This window comes from Simplicispira sp. 125, from assembly GCF_003096555.1.
Lineage (GTDB): Bacteria > Pseudomonadota > Gammaproteobacteria > Burkholderiales > Burkholderiaceae_C > Simplicispira.
Map to the genome: position 1 here is coordinate 153,561 of NZ_QEKM01000001.1, position 16,325 is coordinate 169,885.

Genomic DNA, 16,325 nt, shown 5'->3' on the forward strand with positions numbered 1-16,325 from the left:
ACAATTCCGGCATGAACAAACAGGTATTGATCGCCGGTGGTGGCATCGGCGGGCTGGCCGCTGCACTGGGTGCCTCGCGGGCGGGTTGGGAGGTGCGTTTGTACGAGCGCGCGGCCGCGTTTGCGGAGGTGGGCGCGGGCGTGCAACTGGGCCCCAACGCCGTGCGGCGCCTGCAGGCCTGGGGTCTGCAAGCACCACTGCAGGCGGTGGCCGCTTTTCCCGATCAACTGCAAGTGCGCAGCGCCCTGGATGGGGGCACGCTGGCGACCTTGCCGCTGGGCGCCGAGATGATTGCGCGCTACGGCGCTGCCTACGCCACCATCCACCGCGCCGACCTGCAGGGCCTGCTGCATGAGGCCGTGCACGACCGTGCGAATGTGCAACTCAACCTCGGCTGTGCCATTGCGCAGTACGGCGAATCAGGGGGGGCCATCCAGGTGCGCCTGGGCCAAGGCAAGGAGATCGAAGGCGATGCCCTGGTAGGCGCCGATGGCTTGTGGAGCCGCATCCGCACCCAGATGCTGGACGACGGGGCGCCGCGTCCCACGGGCCATCTGGCCTACCGCGCCCTGGTACCGCAAGCGGCGTTGCCGCAGCAACTGCGCAGCACACAGGTCACCGCCTGGCTGGGGCCGCGCCTGCATGCCGTGCATTACCCTGTGCGCCGGGGCGAGTTGCTGAACCTGGTGGTGATCGTGCACGGCCCTGCGCCCCACGATCTGGAAAGCTGGGACCACGCCGCCAATGCCACCGACCTCGAAGCCGCTCTGGCCGGCACCTGCGGTGCATTGCAGGACATGGTGCGCGGTGTGGCCGCAACTGGCCACGGCTGGCGCCTGTGGCCCTTGTGCGACCGCGCGCGCCTGGACAGCGCTGCGCAGATGGCGCAAGGCCTGGTGGCACTGCTCGGCGATGCGGCCCACCCCATGCCGCCCTACCTGGCCCAGGGCGCCGGCATGGCGATTGAAGACGCCGCACAGCTACAGCGCGCCTTGGCCATGCACGACATGGACGTACCGCTGCGCCTGCGCCGCTACGCCCTCAACCGCTGGGAGCGCGCAGGGCGCGTGCAGGCGCGATCGCAACGCAACGGGCGCATCTTCCATGCCACCGGCCCCGTGCGCTGGGCACGCGACCTGTCGCTGCGGCTGATGGGCGAACGCCTGCTGGATGTGCCCTGGCTCTACCGGGGCGACGGGTCTAACGCCAGTGCGCTGTAGATTGCTTCATTATTGATAGCTGCTTACGCTTGCTGTGTAAGCGTTTGAGGCTGTTTTTGCTTAAAAATATCTTTCAATGCCGGGGAGCGGGGAGCACCCGGAACGCCACGACCCCTGTCGCCAGCAGGCCCGCAATGGTCAGCATGACGGCCACATACGGGTCGGCGCCGCGCTCTGTGGCCATCGAGGCCGCCACCCCCGTCACCCACTGCATCAAGGCCACGCCCATGAACAAGGCCATGGTGAACACCGCCATCGCCCGCCCCGTCATGGCGGCAGGGTAGGCGCTGCGCACGTCGGCGTATTGCAACACCATGTAGCCCGAGAGCATGCCGACGGCGATGGCGCCGCCCACATCCACCCAGGGCAGGCCCAGCAGCGCCAGTGCCAGAAACAGGCCCGCCAGCACCAGGGTGTAGCCCACCAGCCAGCGGCGGCGGCGCGTGGGGCCGGGGTCCAGTCGGCCAAACAGCGCGGGGGTGAACAGCGACACCAGCGACACCACCAGTGCCACATTGCCGCTTTGCACCAGCGAGAAGCCGTGCCGCTCGATCAGCAGAGGCCCCAGCCACAGCCCGCGCAGCGTGAGGAAGGAGGCATAGGTCACCAGCGCCAGCAGCATGATGCCCGCGGTGTGCGGCAATAAAAACAGCGCGCCAAAGCCCCGTACCGCAGCACCCAGTGATTCGCGCGGAGCGGCGTGCGGTGGTTGTGGGGGTTCGTGCACTTTCCAGAAAAACAGCAGCCAAGCCAGCAGCGCCAGCCCCGCCAGCAGGCCAAAGCCCGTGCGCCACGACCACTGCTGTACCACCCAGGCCAGCGGCGTGCCCGTGAACAGCATGCCCAGCCCGCCCAGTCCCATGGCCATGCCCGAAACGGCAGCAAAGGCATGCGCAGGAAAGTAGCGCGCAATGAACACGGTGCACACCAGAAAGGCGGGTGCGCAGCCCACCCCGATCAGCATCTGGCCCAGCAGCACTGTGCCGTAGCCGGGCGCCAGCGCCGACAGCAGCGAACCCACCACGGTGAGCGGAAACGCCGTCAGCAGCGTGCGCCGCAGGCCATACAGGTCGATCCCGACCCCCATGAAGAGCTGCATGCTGCCGAACGAAAATGCAAAAACCCCTGCAAACAGCCCCAGCGCCTGGGCCGACAGCCCGAACTCCGCCCGCAGCCCCGTGGCAATGATGGCGGTGATGGTGCGAAACGCCTGGCTCAGCGCAAAACCCGTGATCAGCACCAGCAGCACCCCCCAGGCGGCGCGGGACGTGAGGGCAGGCGGGGGTGACAAGGGCGGGGTAGGGGGCACGGGGGTCTCCGTTAGGGTGTGGGGGAGATGCGCTCCTCAGCCCAAGGGTAGCTGCTGCGCCCTGTCCGGGGGTGTCGCCCATGTGGCGCTGTCGCGGCGCATCGTCAGGCGGGCAGGCCAGGTGCGCGGTAAACCAGCACCTTCAGCGCGCGCTCTGCCGACACATCGGCAAACACAGGCGGATTGGCCACGCGCTCTACAAACACCAGGTCGGGCGCCAGTTCCTGCATCTGGTCTTGCAGAAAAGCGCAGTCCAGTTCCGGTGCATTGAGGCACAGCAGGGCGTGACCGCCGGGGGCCAGCAGGTCGGGCAAGCGGCGCAGCAGGCGGGCATAGTCTTTGGTGGCGACAAAGCTGCCCTTCTGGTAACTGGGCGGGTCCATGATGACCAGGTCGTAGGGGCCGCTGCGCGTGATCTTGCCCCAGGTGCTGAAAATGTCATGGGCCAGAAAGCTGGCACCACCGGCCAGGTCGTTGAGCTGGTGGTTCTGCTGCCCGGTGGCGATGGCGCCGCGTCCCATGTCCACGTTCACCACCTGCCGGGCACCCGCCAGCAGCGCGACCACCGAGAAGGCACAGGTGTAGGCAAACAGGTTGAGCACTTTGGGCCCGCGCCGCGCCCCCTGCTGCTGCGCCACATGCTGGTGCACCCAGCGCCGCCCTTCGGCCATGTCGAGAAACAGGCCGTGGTTCTGGCCCCGCAGCACATGCACCCGAAAATGTGCGCCGCGTTCTGTCACCACATGCGGATCGGGCACGCTGCCTGCCATCAGTTGGGTGTCGGTCTGGCCTTCGTGGCGGCACTGGTGCACCCAGTTCAGCGGTTCGCCGGGTGCAAGCTCCTGCCAGCGTGCCGCCAGGGCGGCCCCCGCTGCCGACAGGGCCTCCTCGGTGGCGGGCTGGAAGCTGGTCAGCACCCACACAGGCGGAAATACATCCAGCGTCCAGTGCTCACAGCCGGGGTACAGGCCGCCCCGGCCATGAAAAATGCGCTGGGCATCGGTGGGCATCTCTATCGTGGCGATGGCGTTGAGCAAAGCGTGCATGGGGTGTTGGGAAGAGGCGGGGCAAAGGGAGAAGTGTATGCAGTGGTGCCCAGGGGCGCGGTCTTGATCCAGCGCAAGAACTGATGGCCCGGCCCGATTCCGGGCGGGGAGATCGCTCCGCAAAGGCTGGGCAGCGGTAAACAGGCGGCGTACAATTAATTAATGAGAATTGTTTATATTTAGGAAATCATGGAAGCATTGATGGCGATGGATGCACCGTGCACGGTGGACGAAGTGGGCTGCGAACTGGCCCATTTGCCCCTGCGCACTGACGCCTGGGTTGTCGGCCTGCACATGGAAGCGGCTGCGCAGGATGGCGACCTGTTGCTGCGCCTGCTGGAAATCGGCTTCCTGCCCGGCGAGCGCGTGCGCGTGATGGCGCGTTCCTTTCCCGCGGGTGACCCGCTCGCCGTGCGCGTGGGCCGCAGCACTTTTGCGCTGCGCCGCCGCGAGGCCGCCTTGATCCGCATCAGCACCACGCCCCCGGCCGCCGGAGCTGCATGATGACCGCCACCGCGCCCTTGCGCCTGGCCTTGCTGGGCCATCCCAACAGCGGCAAGACGGCGCTGTTCAACCTGCTGACCGGCAGTCGCCAGAAGGTCGCCAACTACGCCGGCGTGACGGTCGAGCGCAAGGAGGGGCAGCTCACCACGCCCTCGGGGCACCAGGTTCGGGTGCTGGATTTGCCCGGTGCCTACAGTCTCAACGCCCTGAGCGCCGACGAGGCTGTGACGCGCGACGTCATCACCGGCCAGCGCGCCGGTGAGGCGGCTCCCGACCTGCTGGTGTGCGTGGTCGATGCCACCAACTTGCAGCTGGGCCTGCGCATGGTGCTGGAGACCCGCGCCATGGGCCTGCCCATGGTGATGGCGCTGAACATGAGCGATGCGGCGCGCCGCGCCGGTATCGCCATTGACCGTGCCTTGTTGTCGAGCGAGCTGGGCATGCCGGTGGTGGAAACCGTGGGCATCCACCAGGGCGGGGCCAAAGAGCTGCTGCAATGGCTGGATGGCTGGCGCCCCGAGGGCCCCGTGCAGGCGCTGCCCTGGGAGGCGCAAGGCCCCACACAGGTGCTGCGCACCCAACAGGAGGCACGCCGCATCCTGCGCCTTGCGGTGAGCGAGCCTGAGGGCCTGCTGCGCGTGGACGACGCCATTGACCGCGTGGTGCTGCACCCGTTGTGGGGCATGCTCATCTTGGCGGGGACCATGTTTTTGATGTTCCAGGCCGTGTTCAGCTGGGCGGCTGTGCCCATGGACGCCATCACCGGCGCGATGGACGCTCTGGGCCAATGGCTGCAGGCCCACCTGCCCGGCGGCGTGCTGCGCAGCCTGCTGGTGGACGGCATCGTCGCCGGTGTGGGGGGCGTGCTGGTGTTTCTGCCGCAAATTCTGATTTTGTTCTTCTTCATCCTGGCGCTCGAAGACTCGGGCTACCTGCCGCGTGCGGCTTTTCTGCTGGACCGCGTCATGGGCACGGTGGGGCTGTCGGGGCGCTCGTTCATTCCGTTGCTGTCGAGTTTTGCCTGCGCCATCCCGGGCATCATGGCTGCGCGCACCATCACGCATTGGCGTGAGCGGCTGGTCACCATCATGATCGCGCCGCTCATGACCTGCTCGGCGCGCCTGCCGGTGTATGCGCTGCTGATCGCGGCCTTCATCCCCGATCGCACCGTGGGCGGCTTCTTCAACCTGCAGGGGCTGGTGATGTTTGCGCTCTACATGGGCGGCATTCTGGGTGCCATGGTTGTGGCCGCGGTGCTCAAAATCTGGCGCGGCAAGGTGCGGCCTTCGCCGCTGCTGATGGAGCTGCCGCCCTACCGTCTGCCCAGTCCGCGCAGCCTGGCACGGGGGCTGTACGAACGGGCGGCCATCTTCCTCAAGCGTGTGGGCGGCATCATCTTGGCGCTCACGGTGTTGCTGTGGTTCCTGTCCACCTATCCGGCGCCCCCGGACGGTGCCACCGGCCCCGCCATCCAGTACAGCACGGCCGGTCAGATGGGCCGCGCGCTGGAGCATGTTTTTGCACCGCTGGGCTTCAACTGGCAGATTTCCATCGCCCTGGTGCCCGGCATGGCCGCACGCGAGGTGGTGGTGGGTGCGCTGGGCACGGTGTATGCGTTGTCGGCCACAGGCGACGATGTGGCGGGCCAGCTGGGTCCCCTGATCGCACAGCAGTGGTCGCTGGCGACGGCCTTGTCGTTGCTGGTGTGGTTTGTGTTTGCACCGCAATGCCTTTCCACCCTGGCCACCGTGCGCCGCGAGACGAATTCATGGCGCATGGCGTTGCTGATGGCGACCTACCTGTTTGCGCTGGCCTACGCGGCCAGCTGGATCACTTACCGCGTGGCGCTGGCCATGGGAGGAGGCTGAACATGTGGCAGAACCTGGCGGTGGGTGCCATCGTGGCCCTGGCGGGCCTGTATGCGCTGTGGTACTGGATGCCCTCAGCCCTGCGCAAGCGCCTGGGCTCCCTGCGCCCTGCGCTGGGCAAGGCGCCTTCGTGCGGCGCGTGCAGCGACTGCGGAGGTTGCGCTACCCCCGTGTCGCAGGGCGTACCGGGCAAGGGTGGCAAGACGGTCTGGATGGCGTCCAGGCATTGAGGGCTCGTGATTTGCCCTCTGATTCCATTTCTAAATCATCCGTGTCGTTGTTGCTTCGCCTTGCCGTGCTACAGCACTGTCTGCGGCTTCGCGCCTAGACACGAATGATTTGGAAACAGAATGAGGTTGCATGCAATAGCTATGTGTTTTATAGCTGCTCGCGCTTTGCTGTAAAGCGTTAGAGCAGAATTTCACCAAATTTTTGCCTGGCCAGCGTCCTGTGATCGTGCTGGCGCAGCAGGGGCGAGAACAACGTCCGGCCAAAGTCGTGCTGCAGGCCGGTGGCCAAGATAGCGGTGATCGTCCGGTCGGTCTGGTTCAGTAGCGAATGTCGAGATTAGACGCAACAGCATCAACCAGCGGCACAGGCGGTGCCAGGACGCGGCGCGGACGGGGATAGGACGTACGCCTCGCCGCAGTGCCGTCGCCCAAGCACGCTTGCGCTCTACCGCTCCGCGCGCAACGCACAGATGCCGGTCAAAACGCCATGTCGAGCATGTGGCGCAAATCGTTCACGCCGCTGGTGCCGACCAGGCGCAGCAGCGCAAATTCATTTGCTACGCAAGAGCTTGAGTTCAGTCTCGGCGCGATCCAGGCGAACGGCGCCTTCGGCCACCAGTACCTTGGCGATGCGGTCGATTTCATCGCCTGTGGCGCCCGCCATCATCGCGATGTTGTGTGCGTGCAGAGCCATGTGTCCTTTTTGCACACCGAAAGTCGCCAGCGCCTTCAGGGCTGAGAAGTTCTGTGCCAGGCCCACTGCCGCAATGATCTGCGCCAGTTCGCTGGCCGAGCCCACGTCCAGAATTTTGAGTGCGGCCTTGGCCGTAGGGTGCAACTTGGTCGCGCCACCAATCAAGCCCACTGCCATGGGAATTTCGATGGAGCCGGCCAGGTCGCCATCGTTGGTGATTTCCCAGTTGGTGAGGCTGCCGTAGTGGCCGTTGCGTGACGCATAGGCGTGGGCGCCGGCTTCTACCGCCCGGGTATCGTTACCGGTGACCAGGACCACGGCACTGATGCCGTTCATGATGCCCTTGTTGTGTGTGGCGGCGCGGTACGGGTCGGCCTCGGCGAACTGGTAGGCCGCGAGCATGGCGTCGCGCACCTCGTCGCCGCCGATGTCGGCGGTGCGCCAGACGCAGCGCGCCCGTGCCAAACGCCGGTCGGCCAGGTTCGAGAGAATGCGCAGATTGGTGCGTCCGCCGGTCCAGGCGGCGATTTCCGGGGCGATCTTCTCGGCCATGGTGTTCACCGCGTTGGCGCCCATGGCGTCGCGTGTGTCGACGATCAGGTGGGTGATGACCATGGGGCCGCCGCGCGTTTCGAGCACCCGCACTTCCAGGTCCCGGAAGCCGCCGCCGAATTTGACCAGCACCGGATCGCAGGCGTCGCACAGGGCGCGAATCGCTTCTTTGCGCTCCAGGATGCTGATGCGTGCGTTCTGCGGGTCGCGCACGTGGGTCAGCTGGATCTGGGCGATCATCTCAGTGCCCGACATCGAGGTGATGAAACCACCTTGGTCGTAGCACTGGCGTGCGGCGTTGCACACAGCGGCCACCACGGAAGACTCTTCCGTGGCCATGGGGATCAGCCGGTCGCGGCCGTTGATCTTCATGTTGGTGGCGATGCCGATCGGGATGTTCATCGTGCCGATGACGTTTTCGATCAGGTGGCTTGCCAGTTCGAGCGGCAGGTTGCCGGTGTTGAGCAGGTGCGCCTTGTCGGCCTCGTCGAGGCCGGCGAAATGGGCGACAGCGTCGATGCGGGCGGGTACATCGAGCTTGTGAAATCCGCTGATGCGGCTGCTGGGAGGAGTCGTGTGGGTGGTCATGGTGATTTCTGACGGAGGTTCAATAAGAAAAAATGGTGCCGGGCAGGCCGCTTGGGTGCGCTCAGCGCGCAGCCATCAGCCTGGGCAGATAGGTCACGAGGTCGGGGAAGGCGGCGCAAATCAGCAGGCCGACGACCTGCAGTCCGACAAAGGGCAGGATGCCGCGGTAGACCGCACTCATGCCGATGTTTTTGGGCAGCGTGCCTTTGATGTAGAACAGCGTGTAGCCGAACGGTGGGCTGATGTAGCCCATCTGGATGGTGATGGCGTAGAGCACGCCGAACCACAGCTCGTCAAAGCCCAGCAGACGGACAATGGGGAGGAACACCGGCACTGTCAGCAGGATGATGCCCAACTCGTCGAGCACTGTGCCCAGGAAGATGAGCAGCAGCATCATGGCCCCCAAAATCAGCCAGCGGTTCACCTCCAGCCCCTGGATGAACTGCAGCAGCGTGTCGGCGCCGCCCAGCCCGGTGAAGATCGCCACATAGGCTTTGGCGCCCAGTGTGATCCACAGAATCATGGCGCTTGCCTTGAGTGTCTCTGCGCCGACAGCGCGCAGCATGGCCAAGCTAATGCTGCGCTTGAACAGCACCGGCAGCAAGGCGCCGCCCACGCCCACTGCGGCCGATTCGGTGGGCGTGGCGATGCCAAAGAAGATCGAGCCAAGGATCAGCACGATCAGAAAAATCGGGAACACCAGCGTCCTCAGCGAGAGCAGCTTTTCGCGCCATGGCGCGCTGCGCATCGAGCGATCGATCGGTACCCACTCTGGCTTGAGCCACCCCACGACGACGATATAGCCGATGTACAGGCTTGCGAGCAGGAGGCCCGGCACGATGCCGGCGATCAGCATTTGGCCGATGGAGATCTGCGCGGTCACCGCGTAGACGATGGTCAGCACCGAGGGTGGAATCAGAATGCCCAGGGTCCCGGAGGCACAGATCGTGCCCAGCGCCAGCTCGGGTTTGTATCCTCGGCGCAGCATCTCCGGCAGCGCCAGAATGCCCATCGCGGTGACGGCCGCACCGACCACGCCGGTCATGGCGGCCATCATCACGCAGATGATCACGGTGCCGATAGCCAAGCCGCCGCGCAGTCGCCCGAACCACAGTTCCATGGCCTTGTAGAGGTCTTCGATCACGCCCGAGCGCTGCAGGATGCAGGCCATCAGGATGAACAGCGGGATGGCCAGCAGCGCCTCTGACTTCATGGTGTCGTAGATCTGCAGCACGATCACGATGACAGCGTTGGGCTCCCACAGCGTGACGGTGAAAAGCAGCGACAGTCCACCCAGCACGAAGGCAATCGGCAGACCGGTCAGCATGAATACGGTGAGGCCGCCGAACATCAGCAGCAGGATCATGTTGGGGCTCATGGGTGTCCCTCTATAGGCAAGCTGCCAGTGCTGCCGTAGGTGACATCCGCAGGCGTGAACAGCGTATTGAGAAATTCGACCACCGCCTGCAGCAGCATGAGCACCAAGGCCAGTGGCACGGTGGCCTTGAAGGGCCAGATGGGCGGATTCCAGGCCGAGAAACTCGTCTCGCGGTAGTTGAACGCACTGAGCGCCGAGGGCAGGCTGAAGTACAGCAGGATGATGCAGAACACCACGATGACGGGATAGTTCAGCAAGTCAAACCGGCGCTGCCACGAGGGGCTCATGCGTTCGCGCGCGACATCCAACGCCACGTGGCCCTTGAGGTGAAGAAGGTAAGGGCCGCCGAGCAGAAAGTAGGGGCCGAACAGAAGCACGGCCAGCTCCATGCCCCATACCGTGGGGGCATTGAACAGGTAGCGCGCCACGACCTCGTAGAGCATGACGGGAACCACGATGGCCATCAACCACACCGTCGCCTGGAAGATCCAGCGGTTGAGGGTGGTGATCGCAGATGTGGAGAAGATAAGCCATTGAGGCATGCGTGACTCCTGGTGAGCAAGGGGGGCCGCCGATACAGGGGCCGCGCGCAATTACAAGGCGCGCCGACCGGGCGGTGCGCGCGGGCCAGGCGCCTGGCCCGCGCTTGAAGATCAGGCCAGCAAGCCCAGTTCCTTCATGAACGCCACCTGGCTGTCCAGAATCTTGGAGGCCAGTGCGTCGCCCTTGGTGGCGGCGCGCCAGGACGCCATCGCCTTGGGGCGGGCGGCGGCAATATCGGCCGCGTTGAAATGGATGATCTCGCAACCCTTGGCCTGGTACTTGGCCAGCACCGTGGCGTCATTCACCAGGATGTGTTGGCGCAGCGATGCCGAGACTTCACGTGCAGACACCGCCAAGGCTGCCTTGAATTCAGCGGGCAGTTTGTCGTATGCGCCCCGGTTGGCAACGTAGCTGGCGGCGGTGGTGGGCTGGTGAAAGCCTGGCACGATGACGTATTTCGCCACTTCGGCCAGACCCGCTTCGAAGTTGGCCGTCAGATCGCCGCGGTCGGCCATGTCGATCACGCCCTTATCGAGCGCCGTGTACACCTCGCCCGTGGGCAGCGGCGTGACCGCAACGCCCATGGCGCCCATCACCGCCGAGGCCAGGCCCACGAAGCGGCCCTTCTTGCCAGCCAGGTCGGCCATTTTGCGAATTGGCACTTTCGAGTGCAGTGGCTCTTGGCCATACACCGTGGGTGCAATGTAGTGAAGGCCGGCCGGTGCATAGGCCTGACGTGCCATATCCAGCCCGCCGCGCTCGTAGAACCAAGCCTCGTACTGATCGCTCTCTGGGAAACCGAACGGGATGGTGCTGGTGAAAGCAAACGACGGAATCTTCCCTGCCTCGTAGCCGTCGAAAGTTTTCATCAGCTCGAACGCGCCACCCCGCACGGCGTCAAAGGCCTGTGCAGCGGGCACGATCTGCCCGGCAGCGAACAGGTTGATCTTGAACCGGCCACCGGTAAGCTCGGCGACGCGGGCCACAAAGCGTTCTTCAAACTTTTGTGGTGTCGTGCCGCCGTCCCACAGGGCTTGCATGCGCCACGTTACGGTCGCTTGGGCGTGGCTGACCAGCGGTACTGCAGCGCCCACGGCAGTGGCTGCGGCCAGGGAGGATTTGAGGATGTTGCGTCGATTGATGGATTGATCTGCCATGTGTGTCTCCTGTCGGTTGATATGTCCGCCGTGTATTGGCGTGCTGTTCTTGTGTCGCACCGCCCTTCGTTGGCCCCTGTGGAAAGGGCGCAAAAAAGTATAGGATGCCTGCCGGTGCATTGATGGGTACAGTTTGGGTGCAGGAACAAAAACTGTATCCATCAAAAACAGATACACCAAAGGAAGTACATGACGCGGGAAAAGGATGTGGCGGTTTCCCACAGCAAGGTAATGGCCTTGGCACAGCGCATTGCGCAGTCGATTGAGCAGGGCGGAATCGCGGTGGGCTCTCGCCTGCGCTCGATCCGTGATGCCGCTGCGAAGGAGGGGGTCGGCCGTAACACGGTGGTGGAGGCCTATGCGCGCTTGGCCGCACGTGGCTATGTGGAGGCGCGTGCCGGTTCGGGCTACTACGTGCGCAAGCAGCCCCCTGGCCTGCGGGCCCAGTTGCCACCGCTGCACGTGACCGAGGCGGTAGACGTGGTGTCGCTGCTGCGCGAGCAGCTCGAGCGGCACTACGAGGTGCGCGTGGGGGAGGGGCGGCCACCCGCCTCATGGATAGAAGGCTCAGAACTGCGCCAGCACCTGCGTCGCGCGCGATCCCATGGAATGACCGAAATTGAGCATGGCTACAGGACGTCCTGGGGTTATTTGCCACTGCGCGAGACCATCGCCCACATGTTGTGTGAGCGCAGCATTCATGTGAATGAGCGGCAGGTGCTGCTCACCCAAGGCGCCAACCATGCGCTCGACCTGATCGTGCGTCAGCTGCTGGAGGCGGGGGACGAGGTCCTGGTGGACGCGCCGGGCTACTACCCCTTGTTTGGCAAGCTCCGGCTGGCCAAGGTCCAGATGTTGGGGGTCCCGCGTCAGGCTGATGGGCCGGACCTTGATGCGCTGGAAGCGATCCTGCAGACGCGCCGCCCCAAGGTGTTCTTCACGCAGTCGCTGGCGCACAACCCCACGGGCGGCTCGATCAGCCTGCCCAAGGCGCACCGGCTGATGCAGATGGCTGCGACCCACGGCTTTCTGGTCGTGGAAAACGATCCGTTTGCCGATCTGCTGCCTGCCACGGTGCCGCGCCTGGCGGCGTTGGACCAGTTGGAACGGGTGATCTACGTGTCCAGCTTTTCCAAGACCTTGTCTGCCGACCTGCGCGTGGGCTACATCGCTGGTGCGACGGACCGCATCCATGCTCTGTGCGACCTCAAGATGTTGACATTGGTGTCCACATCCGAATTTGTCGAACGGATCGTGCACCAGCTTCTCTCGAGCGGACAGTACTGGCGCCATCTGAGCCGCCTGAGAGAGCGAATCAGCGCGGCTCTCGGGCCCGGGCAGAAGGCGCTGGAGCGCCTAGGCCTTGCCGTGCATCACAGCCAGTCGGGCGGCTACTACCTGTGGGTGGAGCTGCCGCAGGGGATGACAGAGTCGGCTTTGGTGCGCAGCGCTGCGGAGCGAAGCATTTTCTTGGCACCAGGTTCCGTGTTTTATCCAGATCGCCATGGGGCGCAGCAGGCGTTGCGGCTGAACGTTGGCTATGTCAACGACGCACGGTTCCTGCACTTTATGGAAGGTGCCTTGGACGCTTGGCGCGCCGGGTCGTGAACCGCAGCCAGTGGGGATGGGCGCAAGGCGCGGACGAAGCTGCGGCGACTGCGGGAGCTCACATGCGTGCGCATCCGGATGGCCACGTCATCCTGTCGCGGCTGTGGGCGTGACGCCCAGCGAGCTGCAATTCAGGTCAAGGACGCCGCCTCGCAGCGTGAAATGCGCGCGCAGGGCATGCACCGGGTCTTTCGCATCCAGCGCACGGCAGTCTTGCAAGGTAGCCTTGTTTAAAACGTTTGTTTTAATGGTTTTGAAAGCTGATGGTGAAGCGCTATAGGCCCAATAAAACACCCGCAGGGTAGGGCGGCAGGCCATGCCGCAACCGGGCCCGCTCACAGGCCTCACTGCCCGCGGCGAATTCGCGGCAAGGCGAGGGGCGCCATTCGTAGATGCCGCAGGCGGCCTGGCTGCCCACCTTGCCCGTGAGTGCTGCGCAGCGCGGCGGACTGTGGTCGGTGCCGCGCATGCGGCGCAGAGTGTCGGTTACTTCCACCACCAGCCCGTCGGGCACGTCGCCGCCCATCTCCTGGGTTTCGTACACCGAGAAGTCCACGCGAAAACTGGCGCAGCAGGCGCCACAGGTGAGGCAGGGGTGGGTCACGCCACCTGGCCTAGCAAAAGGTACTCCATGAGCGCCTTTTGCACGTGCATGCGGTTTTGGCTTCGGCCCGCAGCCTGCGGCTGCTTCACGTCCGCGTTGCGGCCATGAGCCTGCGCCGAAACAGGATGCTGGCGCTGGCGCGCCACCGCGTTGCACTTCATGCTACGCGGCCGTGCAAAAGGTACTCCATGAGTGCCTTTTGCACGTGCATGCGGTTTTGGCTTCGGCCCGCAGCCTGCGGCTGCTTCACGTCCGCGTTGCGGCCATGAGCCTGCGCCGAAACAGGATGCTGGCGCTGGCGCGCCACCGCGTTGCACTTCATGCTACGCGGCCGAGCAAAAGGTACTCCATGAGTGCCTTTTGCACGTGCATCCTGTTTTCTGCCTCGTCCCACACCACGGACTGAGGGCCGTCGATCACGTCGGCATCGACTTCTTCGCCGCGGTGGGCGGGCAGGCAGTGCATGAACAGGGCGTCGGGGCGGGCCGTGGCCATCATGTCTTCATCCACGCACCAGTCGGCAAAGGCTTTTCTGCGCGCTTCGTTCTCTGCTTCGTAGCCCATGCTGGTCCACACGTCGGTGGTAACCAGGTCTGCGCTGCGGCAGGCGTCTTTGGGGTTGCTGAAAAATTGATAGCTGGCAGCGCTTGCTCCGCCTGCGCCAACGGCCAATTTCTCATCAACTTCGTAGCCGCGCGGAGTGCTCACATGGACCTTGAAGTCCAGTAACTCGGCGGCCTGCAGCCAGGTGTTGGCCATGTTGTTGCCGTCGCCCACCCAGGCCACCGTCTTGCCGGCGATGGAGCCCCGGTGCTCGATGAAGGTGAAGATGTCGGCCAGGATCTGGCAGGGGTGAAATTCGTTGGTCAGGCCGTTGATGACGGGCACGCGCGAATGGGCTGCAAAGCGCTCTATCTTGGTCTGTTCGAAGGTGCGGATCATCACCAGATCGACCATGCGGCTGATGACGCGTGCGCTGTCCTCGATGGGTTCAGCGCGGCCCAGTTGGCTGTCGCCCGTGGTCAGGTGCACCACGCTGCCGCCGAGCTGGTACATGCCGGCCTCGAAGCTCACGCGCGTGCGGGTACTGGCTTTCTCGAAAATCATGGCCAGCGTGCGATCCACCAGAGGGTGGTGCTTTTCGTAGGCTTTGAATTTCTTCTTGATGACAGCGGCGCGTTCGAACAGATAGGCGTATTCGTCGGCGGTGAAATCTTTGAATTGCAGATAGTGTTTCATGCGTGTCTCGTGCGGCGGTGTCATTCCGCCAGGAAGGCTGTGACCAGGGGGGCCAGCCGGGCAACGATTTCGTCGGCTTCAACGGTGGTGAGGATGAGCGGCGGGACGATGCGGATCACGCTCTCGGCTGTCACGCTGATAAGCAGCCCCGCTTCTGCCGCACGGCCGACCAGCACACCGCAGGGTTTGGCCAGTTCCACGCCCAGCATCAGGCCCTGACCGCGCACTTCCTTCACGCCCGGTAGGCTGCCCAAAGCGCCTTGCAGCGCGGTTTTGAGGTGCGCGCCCACGGTGGCGGCATTTTGCAGCAGGCCGTCTTCTTCCATGATGCGGATGGTTTCCACCCCGGCGCGCATGGCCAGCGGGTTGCCGCCGAAGGTGGTGCCATGGTTGCCCGGCTGCAGCACTGTGGCGGCCTTGGGGCCCGCCACCACCGCGCCAATAGGCACGCCCGAACCCAGGCCCTTGGCCAGCGGCATCACGTCGGGCAGGATGTCCGCCCACTGGTGGGCAAACCACTTGCCGGTGCGGCCCATGCCGCACTGCACTTCGTCGATCATCATCAGCCAGCCGCGTTCGTCACACAGTTTGCGCAATTGCTGCAGGTATTCGACGCGCATGGGGTTCACGCCGCCTTCGCCCTGGATGGTTTCAAAGAACACCGCCACCACGTTGGGGTTGCCCTCGGTGGCCGCCTTGATGGCGGCAATGTCATTGAGCGGCACGCGGATGAAGCCCTCGACCAGCGGGCCGAAACCGTTGTGGATCTTCGGGTTGCCGGTGGCCGACATGGTGGCGATGGATCGGCCATGAAAGGCTTTTTCGTACACCACAATTTCGGGCTTGGCGATGCCCTTGTCCACGCCGTATTTGCGTGCGATCTTGAGCGCCGCCTCGTTCGCCTCCAGCCCCGAATTGCAGAAGAACACGTTGCTCATGCCCGAGAGTTCCACCAGCTTGGCGGCGAGCGTCTCTTGCAGAGGCACGTGGTAGTAGTTCGAGGTGTGGATGAGCTGTGTGAGCTGCTGCTGCAGCGCAGGCACCAGCCGACCATGGTTGTGGCCCAGCGTGTTGACCGCAATGCCGCCCAGTGCATCGAGGTACTCCTTGCCGTTGACGTCCCAGACGCGGCAGCCCTGCCCACGGGCCAGCGCGATGGGCACGCGGCCATAGGTGTTCATCACATGGGGCGAGGCGGCTTCAATGAAGGCGGTCATGCACAGTACTCCAGACGGGGCGGGTGACGGGCTGCGACAGATGCAGCCCTGGAAAAATCGAGAACCGATTCTAGGGCGTGTGCCGCCACGCTGCGGTGACGAATACGCATCACTGCAATGCGTGCGCCAGTGTCGTCAGCGGGGTGTCGGCAAAGTCTTATATAAGAGTTAGAATGCTGTGTTGCGGCGCAACAAGCAGCGATCCTGCCTATCCGTCCTTAACCCACCACTACCCGATGGTTTCTCCTTCCAGTAAAGAAGTCTTCATTCAAGGCATCACGCTCTGCGGAAAAACCTTCCGCCCGAGTGACTGGGCCGAACGCCTGGCCGGGGTGATGAGCAGCTTCAGGCCCGGAGGCGCCCGTCCCGGCAGCCACCTCAGCTATTCCCCCTGGTGCATTCCGACCACGCTCAATGGTGTCAAGTGCGTGGTGGTCAACCGGGCGCTGCAGGGCCATGAGCCCATGGCCTGGGACTTTGTGATGAACTTCGCCCGCGACAACGATCTGCAACTCGTCGAAGCCTGCCTGTTGCCTGACCCGCCGCCGGCCGATAAGGTCTGAGCCAG

Annotated in this window: 15 protein-coding genes; 6 read left to right on the top strand and 9 right to left on the bottom strand. The window is 64.5% G+C overall.

From position 1 onward, the window contains the following. Positions 1–11: 11 nt before the first annotated feature. Positions 12–1,220, top strand: a complete 1,209-nt coding sequence (locus C8D04_RS00700) for an FAD-dependent monooxygenase (RefSeq protein ID WP_116003146.1) — start codon at positions 12–14, stop codon at positions 1,218–1,220. A gap of 73 nt (positions 1,221–1,293) precedes the next feature. On the opposite strand, the gene C8D04_RS00705 is transcribed toward C8D04_RS00700, so the two are convergent. Both C8D04_RS00705 and C8D04_RS00710 read right to left on the bottom strand, forming a co-directional pair. Continuing rightward, a complete protein-coding gene (locus C8D04_RS00705; RefSeq protein WP_233521069.1) occupies positions 1,294–2,529 on the bottom strand; it encodes an MFS transporter in 1,236 nt (411 codons plus the stop codon). A 104-nt stretch (positions 2,530–2,633) separates the two neighbouring features. Continuing rightward, positions 2,634–3,575 carry a class I SAM-dependent methyltransferase gene (locus tag C8D04_RS00710; RefSeq protein WP_116003148.1) on the bottom strand — a complete coding sequence of 314 codons (942 nt, stop codon included), beginning with the start codon at positions 3,573–3,575 and terminating at the stop codon, positions 2,634–2,636. A 189-nt stretch (positions 3,576–3,764) separates the two neighbouring features. Between C8D04_RS00710 and C8D04_RS00715 the strand changes: the two genes are divergently transcribed. Genes C8D04_RS00715 through C8D04_RS00725 form a run of 3 tightly spaced genes read left to right on the top strand, consistent with a single transcriptional unit; the run spans position 3,765 to position 6,177 of the window. Further along, a complete protein-coding gene (locus C8D04_RS00715) occupies positions 3,765–4,079 on the top strand; it encodes a FeoA family protein (RefSeq protein WP_116003149.1) in 315 nt (104 codons plus the stop codon). Beyond that, entirely contained in the window at positions 4,079–5,947 is a 1,869-nt protein-coding gene (gene feoB, locus C8D04_RS00720) for a ferrous iron transport protein B (protein WP_199563032.1), read from the top strand. Before C8D04_RS00715 ends, feoB begins: the two co-directional genes overlap by 1 nt. Before the next feature lie 2 nt (positions 5,948–5,949). Beyond that, positions 5,950–6,177 (top strand): hypothetical protein, encoded by a 228-nt coding sequence (locus C8D04_RS00725; protein WP_116003151.1) that lies wholly within the window; start codon positions 5,950–5,952, stop codon positions 6,175–6,177. A gap of 550 nt (positions 6,178–6,727) precedes the next feature. On the opposite strand, the gene C8D04_RS00730 is transcribed toward C8D04_RS00725, so the two are convergent. The 4 genes from C8D04_RS00730 to dctP all read right to left on the bottom strand — a co-directional run bounded on the left by C8D04_RS00730 (position 6,728) and on the right by dctP (position 11,089). After that, positions 6,728–8,011 carry a hydroxymethylglutaryl-CoA reductase, degradative gene (locus tag C8D04_RS00730; protein ID WP_116003152.1) on the bottom strand — a complete coding sequence of 428 codons (1,284 nt, stop codon included), beginning with the start codon at positions 8,009–8,011 and terminating at the stop codon, positions 6,728–6,730. A 61-nt stretch (positions 8,012–8,072) separates the two neighbouring features. Further along, complete coding sequence (locus C8D04_RS00735; RefSeq protein WP_116003153.1) at positions 8,073–9,389, bottom strand: TRAP transporter large permease subunit; 1,317 nt, start codon at positions 9,387–9,389, stop codon at positions 8,073–8,075. Next, positions 9,386–9,931: a TRAP transporter small permease subunit gene (locus C8D04_RS00740; protein WP_116003154.1), complete on the bottom strand. Its 546-nt coding sequence runs from the start codon at positions 9,929–9,931 to the stop codon at positions 9,386–9,388. The genes C8D04_RS00735 and C8D04_RS00740 overlap by 4 nt, the downstream gene beginning before the upstream one ends. Positions 9,932–10,042: 111 nt before the next feature. Further along, positions 10,043–11,089, bottom strand: a complete 1,047-nt coding sequence (gene dctP, locus C8D04_RS00745) for a TRAP transporter substrate-binding protein DctP (protein WP_116003155.1) — start codon at positions 11,087–11,089, stop codon at positions 10,043–10,045. A 189-nt stretch (positions 11,090–11,278) separates the two neighbouring features. On the opposite strand from dctP, the gene C8D04_RS00750 reads away from it, so the two are divergent. After that, positions 11,279–12,697, top strand: a complete 1,419-nt coding sequence (locus C8D04_RS00750) for a PLP-dependent aminotransferase family protein (protein ID WP_116003156.1) — start codon at positions 11,279–11,281, stop codon at positions 12,695–12,697. Positions 12,698–12,971: 274 nt separating this feature from the next. Here C8D04_RS00750 and C8D04_RS00755 read toward each other — a convergent pair whose 3' ends face one another. The 3 genes from C8D04_RS00755 to C8D04_RS00765 all read right to left on the bottom strand — a co-directional run bounded on the left by C8D04_RS00755 (position 12,972) and on the right by C8D04_RS00765 (position 15,757). Then, positions 12,972–13,301, bottom strand: coding sequence for a YkgJ family cysteine cluster protein (locus C8D04_RS00755; protein WP_116003157.1), 330 nt, complete (start codon positions 13,299–13,301; stop codon positions 12,972–12,974). Positions 13,302–13,619: 318 nt separating this feature from the next. Beyond that, positions 13,620–14,540 carry an ornithine carbamoyltransferase gene (gene argF, locus C8D04_RS00760; protein WP_116003158.1) on the bottom strand — a complete coding sequence of 307 codons (921 nt, stop codon included), beginning with the start codon at positions 14,538–14,540 and terminating at the stop codon, positions 13,620–13,622. Positions 14,541–14,560: 20 nt separating this feature from the next. Continuing rightward, on the bottom strand, positions 14,561–15,757 hold the full coding sequence (locus C8D04_RS00765; protein WP_116003159.1) for an aspartate aminotransferase family protein: 1,197 nt from the start codon (positions 15,755–15,757) through the stop codon (positions 14,561–14,563). A 236-nt stretch (positions 15,758–15,993) separates the two neighbouring features. Here C8D04_RS00765 and C8D04_RS00770 point away from each other — a divergent pair, with 236 nt between their 5' ends. Beyond that, positions 15,994–16,320 (top strand): DUF3579 domain-containing protein, encoded by a 327-nt coding sequence (locus tag C8D04_RS00770; protein WP_116003160.1) that lies wholly within the window; start codon positions 15,994–15,996, stop codon positions 16,318–16,320. Positions 16,321–16,325 lie beyond the last annotated feature (5 nt).

Coding starts and splice junctions, on each gene's coding strand:
- C8D04_RS00700 (WP_116003146.1), top strand. CDS start 12: ATGAACAAACAGGTATTGATCGCCGGTGGTGGCATCGGCGGGCTGGCC.
- C8D04_RS00710 (WP_116003148.1), bottom strand. CDS start 3,575: ATGCACGCTTTGCTCAACGCCATCGCCACGATAGAGATGCCCACCGAT.
- C8D04_RS00715 (WP_116003149.1), top strand. CDS start 3,765: ATGGAAGCATTGATGGCGATGGATGCACCGTGCACGGTGGACGAAGTG.
- feoB (WP_199563032.1), top strand. CDS start 4,079: ATGACCGCCACCGCGCCCTTGCGCCTGGCCTTGCTGGGCCATCCCAAC.
- C8D04_RS00725 (WP_116003151.1), top strand. CDS start 5,950: ATGTGGCAGAACCTGGCGGTGGGTGCCATCGTGGCCCTGGCGGGCCTG.
- C8D04_RS00730 (WP_116003152.1), bottom strand. CDS start 8,011: ATGACCACCCACACGACTCCTCCCAGCAGCCGCATCAGCGGATTTCAC.
- C8D04_RS00735 (WP_116003153.1), bottom strand. CDS start 9,389: ATGAGCCCCAACATGATCCTGCTGCTGATGTTCGGCGGCCTCACCGTA.
- C8D04_RS00740 (WP_116003154.1), bottom strand. CDS start 9,931: ATGCCTCAATGGCTTATCTTCTCCACATCTGCGATCACCACCCTCAAC.
- dctP (WP_116003155.1), bottom strand. CDS start 11,089: ATGGCAGATCAATCCATCAATCGACGCAACATCCTCAAATCCTCCCTG.
- C8D04_RS00750 (WP_116003156.1), top strand. CDS start 11,279: ATGACGCGGGAAAAGGATGTGGCGGTTTCCCACAGCAAGGTAATGGCC.
- argF (WP_116003158.1), bottom strand. CDS start 14,540: ATGAAACACTATCTGCAATTCAAAGATTTCACCGCCGACGAATACGCC.
- C8D04_RS00765 (WP_116003159.1), bottom strand. CDS start 15,757: ATGACCGCCTTCATTGAAGCCGCCTCGCCCCATGTGATGAACACCTAT.
- C8D04_RS00770 (WP_116003160.1), top strand. CDS start 15,994: ATGGTTTCTCCTTCCAGTAAAGAAGTCTTCATTCAAGGCATCACGCTC.